The 6331-nt window shown below is 65.7% G+C and carries 6 protein-coding genes; 3 read left to right on the top strand and 3 right to left on the bottom strand.

Annotation, left to right across the window (positions count from 1 at the left end; translation table 11 throughout):
* Positions 1-142 precede the first annotated feature (142 nt).
* Together pnp and V7Q39_RS18530 are read left to right on the top strand one after the other, a co-directional pair.
* Positions 143-2284, top strand: a complete 2142-nt coding sequence (pnp, locus tag V7Q39_RS18535; protein WP_333818091.1) for a polyribonucleotide nucleotidyltransferase — start codon at positions 143-145, stop codon at positions 2282-2284.
* A gap of 127 nt (positions 2285-2411) precedes the next feature.
* Positions 2412-2996: a L,D-transpeptidase gene (locus V7Q39_RS18530; protein WP_333818090.1), complete on the top strand. Its 585-nt coding sequence runs from the start codon at positions 2412-2414 to the stop codon at positions 2994-2996.
* A gap of 27 nt (positions 2997-3023) precedes the next feature.
* Here the strand turns inward: V7Q39_RS18530 and V7Q39_RS18525 are convergent, their stop codons facing one another.
* The 3 genes from V7Q39_RS18525 to greA form a co-directional block, all read right to left on the bottom strand.
* Positions 3024-3674 (bottom strand): peroxiredoxin, encoded by a 651-nt coding sequence (locus tag V7Q39_RS18525; protein WP_333818089.1) that lies wholly within the window; start codon positions 3672-3674, stop codon positions 3024-3026.
* Between the two features lie 148 nt (positions 3675-3822).
* Positions 3823-4857, bottom strand: a complete 1035-nt coding sequence (locus V7Q39_RS18520) for a hypothetical protein (protein WP_333818088.1) — start codon at positions 4855-4857, stop codon at positions 3823-3825.
* 15 nt (positions 4858-4872) lie between these two features.
* Positions 4873-5343 (bottom strand): transcription elongation factor GreA, encoded by a 471-nt coding sequence (gene greA, locus V7Q39_RS18515; RefSeq protein WP_333818087.1) that lies wholly within the window; start codon positions 5341-5343, stop codon positions 4873-4875.
* A 278-nt stretch (positions 5344-5621) separates the two neighbouring features.
* Between greA and V7Q39_RS18510 the strand changes: the two genes are divergently transcribed.
* Positions 5622-6331: NAD(P)/FAD-dependent oxidoreductase (locus V7Q39_RS18510; protein WP_333818086.1), on the top strand; the 710-nt coding region annotated here is incomplete at its 3' end.

The following is a 6331-nucleotide window of genomic DNA, read 5'->3' as shown; positions in this document are numbered from 1 at the left end:
CCGGTTTTCCTGTAAGGCCCCCGCCATCTGAGACGTGAGGCCCGCCCCCGGGGCCCGTGCGAAGGATCGGGGGATGGGCGGCAATGGGGCCGCCATATATCGGGGGCACCGGCAGGGGCCGGGTCCTCAGAGGAAACGATACATGTTCAATGTGACCAAGAAATCCATCCAGTGGGGCAATGAAACGCTCACGCTGGAAACGGGGAAAGTTGCGCGCCAGGCCGATGGGTCGGTGATCGCGACGCTGGGCGAGACCCAGGTGATGGCCAACGTGACCTTCGCGCGCGCCGCGAAGCCGGGCCAGGACTTCTTCCCCCTGACCGTCCACTATCAGGAAAAATACTACGCAGCCGGCAAGATCCCCGGCGGCTTCTTCAAGCGCGAGGCGCGGCCTTCTGAAAAAGAAACGCTGACCTCGCGTCTGATCGACCGGCCGATCCGCCCGCTGTTCGTCGACGGCTTCCGCAACGAAGTGCTGGTCATGGCGACCGTCCTGTCCTGCGATCTCGTGAACGACCCTGACGTCGTGGCGATGATTGCAACCAGCGCTGCCCTGACCGTGTCGGGTGTCCCGTTCATGGGCCCGATCGGTGCAGCCCGCGTCGGCTTCGTCGATGGCCAGTATGTGCTGAACCCGGCCATGGACGACATGACCCAGCTGCGGCTCAAGCCCGAGCAGCGGCTTGATCTGGTCATCGCAGGCACGAAAGATGCCGTGATGATGGTCGAATCCGAGGCTTACGAGCTGACGGAAGAGGAAATGCTCGGCGCCGTGGTCTTCGGGCACGAGCAGATGCAGCCGGTCATCGACCTGATCATCGACTTCGCCGAGGCTTCCGCGAAAGAGCCCTTCGACTTCGCCCCGCCCGACTATTCGGCCCTCTATGCCAAGGTGAAGGCTGCCGGGGAAGAGCAGATGCGCGCCGCCTTCGCGATCCGCGACAAGCAGGAGCGTACCGGTGCCATCGACGCCGCGGTTGCGGCGATCAAGGCCGCGATGAGCGAGGAAGACCAGGCCGACGCCAATCTTGGCCCGGCGATCAAGCAACTGGAATCGGCGGTCCTGCGCGGCGACGTGGTGAAACACGGCCGCCGGATCGACGGTCGCGACACCAAGACCGTCCGTCCCATCGTCGCGGAAACCGGCGTTCTGCCCCGCGCCCACGGCTCGGCGCTGTTCACCCGCGGGGAAACCCAGGGTCTCGTCGTCACCACTCTGGGCACCGGCGAGGATGAGCAGATCATCGACGCGCTGAACGGCAACTACCGGTCGAACTTCCTGCTGCACTACAACTTCCCGCCCTATTCGGTGGGCGAGGTTGGCCGCGTGGGCAGCCCCGGCCGCCGCGAGATCGGCCATGGCAAGCTCGCCTGGCGCGCGTTGCAGGCGGTGCTCCCGGCGCCGACCGACTTCCCCTATACGATCCGCGTCGTGTCCGAGATCACCGAATCGAACGGCTCCTCCTCGATGGCTTCGGTCTGCGGCGGGTCGCTCTCGATGATGGATGCGGGCGTGCCGCTGAAAGCCCCGGTCGCAGGTGTGGCGATGGGTCTGATCCTGGAAGATGACGGCAAATGGGCCGTGCTGACCGACATCCTGGGCGACGAGGACCACCTCGGCGACATGGACTTCAAGGTTGCGGGCACCGAAGCCGGCATCACCTCGCTGCAAATGGACATCAAGATCGCCGGTATCACCCCGGAGATCATGAAACAGGCGCTGGCGCAGGCGAAAGACGGCCGCATCCACATCCTGGCCGAGATGAACAAGGCGCTGTCGGCGCCTCAGGGCTTCTCGGAATATGCCCCGAAGATCGAGACGCTGACCATCCCCACCGACAAGATCCGCGAAGTGATCGGCTCGGGCGGCAAGGTCATCCGCGAGATCGTCGAGGTCTCGGGCGCCAAGGTCGACATCAACGACGACGGCGTGATCAAGATCGCCTCGAGCGACCAGAAGGCCATCAAGAAGGCGCATGAGATGATCTGGTCGATCGTCGCCGAGCCGGAAGAGGGCCAGATCTACACCGGCAAGGTGGTGAAGCTGGTCGATTTCGGCGCCTTTGTGAACTTCTTCGGCAAGCGCGACGGCCTGGTCCATGTGAGCCAGATCGCCAACAAGCGCCTGAACCATCCGAACGAGCTTCTGAAGGAAGGCCAGGAGGTCAAGGTCAAGCTCCTGGGCTTTGACGACCGCGGCAAGGTGCGCCTTGGCATGAAGATGGTCGACCAAGAGACCGGCGCGGAAATCGCCGAGAAGAAAGAAGAATCCGCCGAGGGCTGATTGCCCTCGCTGGCGTGAACGTGAAGGCCCCGGGGGAAACCCCGGGGCCTTTTCCGTCTTGTCTCACGTCTTCTTGTGGTGCGCGTGATCCGCGTCCCCGCAAGAATTATCGAAAAAGGACAAGCGCATGACCCATCCCACCCGCCGCACCCTCGTCGCCACCGGCCTTGCCGCCATGCTGCCCTGGCGCGCCTTCGCCAAGACCGAAGAGGACTGGGTCATGCCCGAGGAATTCCTGCCCCGCCCCGTCCGCTTCCTCGACCCGCAGGAGCCCGGCACGATCATCGTCGATCCGGATTACTTCGCGCTCTACCTTGCGCTGACCCCGCGGCGGGGGATGCAGTACAGCGTCGGCGTCGGGCGGGGAAATCTCTACGAATCCGGCTGGTTCAGCGTGGGCGCCAAGAAGGAATGGCCCAGCTGGACCCCGACCAAGGAGATGATCGCGCGGGATCCCGACCATTATGCCAAATACGCCGGCGGGATGCCCGGGGGGCCGAAGAACCCGCTCGGCGCGCGGGCGCTCTACCTGTTCAACGAGGTCGGCGCCGACACCTTCCTGCGCATCCATGGCACGCCCGAGCCCTGGACCATCGGCACCGCCGTCTCGAACGGCTGCGTCAGGCTGGCGAACCAGCACATCGCCGAGCTTTACGACCAGGTCGAACTCGGCGCGCCGGTCCTGCTGCTGCCGAAAGTGGAAAGTGCATAGGGGCGCCAGAAGGCGCCCCCGCAGGACTCAGCCCTTCGCGAAGCGCAGATAGGGCAGCTTGATGTCCAGATCGCCATAGCGTTCCTTGGCCTGGTCGTTGTTCAGGGCCAGCGCCACGATCACATCCTGTCCGGGCACCCAGTTGGCGGGGGTCGCCAGCGGCACGCCGTCGGTCTTCTGCACGGCATCCAGCGCGCGCAGGATCTCGGCGAAGTTGCGGCCCACCGACATCGGATAGGTCATGGTCAGCCGCACCTTCTTGTCCGGGCCGACGATATAGACCGTCCGCACCGTTGCCGAATGGGCGGGGGTCCGCCCTTCGGTCGGCAGGTAATAGTCGGCGGGCAGCATGTCATAGGCCTTGGCAACCGTCAGGTCGCTGTCGTCGATGATCGGGAAATCGGCCGCGGCGCCGCCGAAGGCCTCGATGTCGCGCTTCCACTTCTCATGGTCGGCTTTGCCGTCGACCGACACGCCGATCACCTTGGTCTTGCGCTTTTCCCATTCGGTAGCCAGTTGCGCCACCGCCGCGAATTCCGTGGTGCAGACCGGGGTGAAGTCGCGCGGGTGGCTGAAGATGATGCCGTAGCTGTCGCCCAGCCAGTCGTGGAACCGGATCGTGCCGGCGGTGCTGTCGGCGGTGAAATCGGGCGCGGTGTCGTTGATGCGGACGGCCATGGGAACCTCTGGGTTGGAATCCTGTCTGCGGGCGAACATAGGCCCATCGGAAAAAGGTTTCATCCCCCCGCGTCGGATAACCAGCAAATAGGAAAGCTGTTCCACCGCATACCGGCATCACAGCAAGAACGTTCCGCGTCGCAACGGCTCAGTCGAACGTCCCCGTCACCCGCCCGAACAGCATGAAGGCCCGTGCGGTGCGGGTGTCGGCCAGGTCGGCCAGTTCGGCGTCGCTCGCGTTCGGTTCGAAGGCGGCGAAGGTCTTGTCGAAGGCGCGCAGGAAATGGTGCGCCGCGTCGCGGAACACCGGATCGGATTTCATCCGTGCCGCCGTCAGCGCCAGCGAGGCGCGGTCGCGGATACCGCCCAGCGCGGCGATGGACCGGCCCCGTTCACCCCCTGCAAAGCGCCGCCACAGTTCGGGGTGGCAAAGGTCGGGCTGCAGGTCGTCCATGTAGATGCCGTCCTGGCTGAGCAGCGTCAGCACGTCCTGGGCCGCGCGGATCAGCTTCGACGAGGTCCGGTCCTCCAGCGCCAGCCGCAGGGCGCGGAAGCCTTCCTTATCCTCGGGCGTCTCGGGGAACTGCAGCGCGCGGATGAAATCGGCGACCGAAAGCGGCGGGCGCAGGTCCTCGGCCGGGGTGCCCAGCGCCAGCCTCGGCTCTTCGGCGGTGGGCTCGGCCTGCGGGGTGACCAGCGCGGCCTTGCGGTCTGCCGAGGGCACCGACAGCGCGGAATCGCGGCGCGAGCTGAAGGTTGCAAGCACCGTCTCGGCCTGCCGGGTGGAGGCGGCGATCTCGTCGATCTTGCGTTCGACCGACGGCTTCAGCCCGCCGCCCTGCCCCTGCGCCTGCACATAGCTCGACCGCATCGCATCGACCGTGGCCTGCAACCGCTTCGCCTCGGCCCGCAGCTCGCGGATCGAGCGCAGGGTGATCACCACGGCCCAGATCAGCGCGATGGGCAGGAAGACCATCAGCAGGGTCATCACCAGGCCCAGCGTCCGCGTCTCGCTGCCCGGCGGCGTCACCAGCACATAGACCAGGATCAGGATCACCCAGACCAGGCTCAGGCCGACGCCCGCGATCTCCATCCCCCGGCTGGGCGGGTCGTTCAGCTGCGCCAGCGGGCCTTCGCCAAGGCCCGCATCCCCTTTTGGCAGATCCTTGACCGGCGGTTTCACCCCGGTTCCCTCCGGTCAGATGTAGCGGATCGACAGGATTTCGTAGGACCGGGTTCCCCCCGGCGTCTTGACGTCGACGCTGTCGGCTTCCTCCTTGCCGATCAAGGCCCGGGCCAGCGGCGAGCGGATGTTCAGAAGGCCGTTCTCGATATCGGCCTCGGCCTCGCCGACGATCTGGTAGGTCTTCTCTTCGTCGCTGTCCTCGTCGACCAGCGTCACGGTGGCGCCGAACTTGATCGGGCCGGACAGCTTCGACGGGTCGATGACCTCGGCCAGCGACAGCGTGCCCTCCAGCTCCTTGATGCGGCCTTCGATGAACCCCTGCTTCTCGCGCGCGGCGTGGTATTCGGCGTTCTCCGACAGGTCGCCATGCTCGCGCGCCTCGGCGATGTCCCGGATGATCGCCGGACGGTCCACCGTCTTCAGCTGCTTGAGTTCAGCATCCAGCGCGTCATATCCGCGCCGTGTCATCGGGATCTTTTCCATCGGACTTCCACAGTAAAAGAAGAAGCCACGGGCCGGGCTGCGACCCATGACTTCGGACAACTCCCCCTCACCTCACCCGATGGAATGCACAAATGCAAGGGGTGATGCCGCGCCCGCGCGACGGCCTGTCGCGTGGAAGACAGAAAGTTTCGCCCGCAGATGCGCCTAAAGGCGTGATGTTGCGTCATGGTTGACCTTGCGTCCTCGTTCCGGCAACAGGGGGCCGCAACTAGCCAGCGTTTCAGTGCCGGTACTGGCCGACCGGGGAGGGACAAGCGATGACTGCGATCCAGCGCGAGAAGATGGACTATGACGTTGTGATCGTGGGCGCGGGGCCTGCGGGCCTGTCGGCGGCGATCCGGCTGAAGCAGCTGGACCCGGACCGCTCGGTCGTGGTGCTGGAGAAGGGCTCCGAGGTCGGCGCGCATATCCTTTCGGGCGCGGTGCTTGACCCCTCGGGGCTGGACGCGCTGCTGCCCGACTGGCGGTCGATGGGCGCCCCGATCAAGACCGAGGTGAAGGAGGACAACTTCTACCTCCTCGGCCCGGCAGGCAAGGTCCGCATCCCGAACTGGCCGATGCCGCCGCTGATGTCGAACCACGGCAACTACATCGTCTCGATGGCCAACGTCTGCCGCTGGATGGCGGGCGTGGCCGAGGGGCTGGGGGTAGAGATCTTCCCCGGCATGGCCTGTTCCGAGCTGGTCTTCGAGGGCGATACCGTCGTCGGCGTGGTGGCCGGCGAATTCGGCCGCGACCCCGAGACGCGCGAGCCCGGCCCGGCCTACGAGCCCGGCATGGAGCTGCGCGGCAAGTATGTCTTCCTGTCGGAAGGTGTCCGCGGCAGCCTGGCGAAGCAGGTGATCGCGAAATACGACCTGTCGAAGGGCCACTGCCCGCAGAAATTCGGCCTCGGCATGAAGGAAATCTGGGAGATCGACCCCGCCAAGCACCGCGAGGGCACCGTCACCCATACGATGGGCTGGCC

The organism is Tabrizicola sp., from assembly GCF_036781545.1.
GTDB lineage: Bacteria > Pseudomonadota > Alphaproteobacteria > Rhodobacterales > Rhodobacteraceae > Tabrizicola.
The sequence above is the reverse complement of the archived record's forward strand: the minus strand, read 5'-3'. Positions and strand labels throughout refer to the sequence as shown.

What these genes read in the sequence shown, in the direction of transcription:
- V7Q39_RS18525 (WP_333818089.1), bottom strand. Translation starts at nt 3,674, where the DNA reads ATGGCCGTCCGCATCAACGACACCGCGCCCGATTTCACCGCCGACAGC.
- V7Q39_RS18530 (WP_333818090.1), top strand. Translation starts at nt 2,412, where the DNA reads ATGACCCATCCCACCCGCCGCACCCTCGTCGCCACCGGCCTTGCCGCC.
- greA (WP_333818087.1), bottom strand. Translation starts at nt 5,343, where the DNA reads ATGGAAAAGATCCCGATGACACGGCGCGGATATGACGCGCTGGATGCT.
- pnp (WP_333818091.1), top strand. Translation starts at nt 143, where the DNA reads ATGTTCAATGTGACCAAGAAATCCATCCAGTGGGGCAATGAAACGCTC.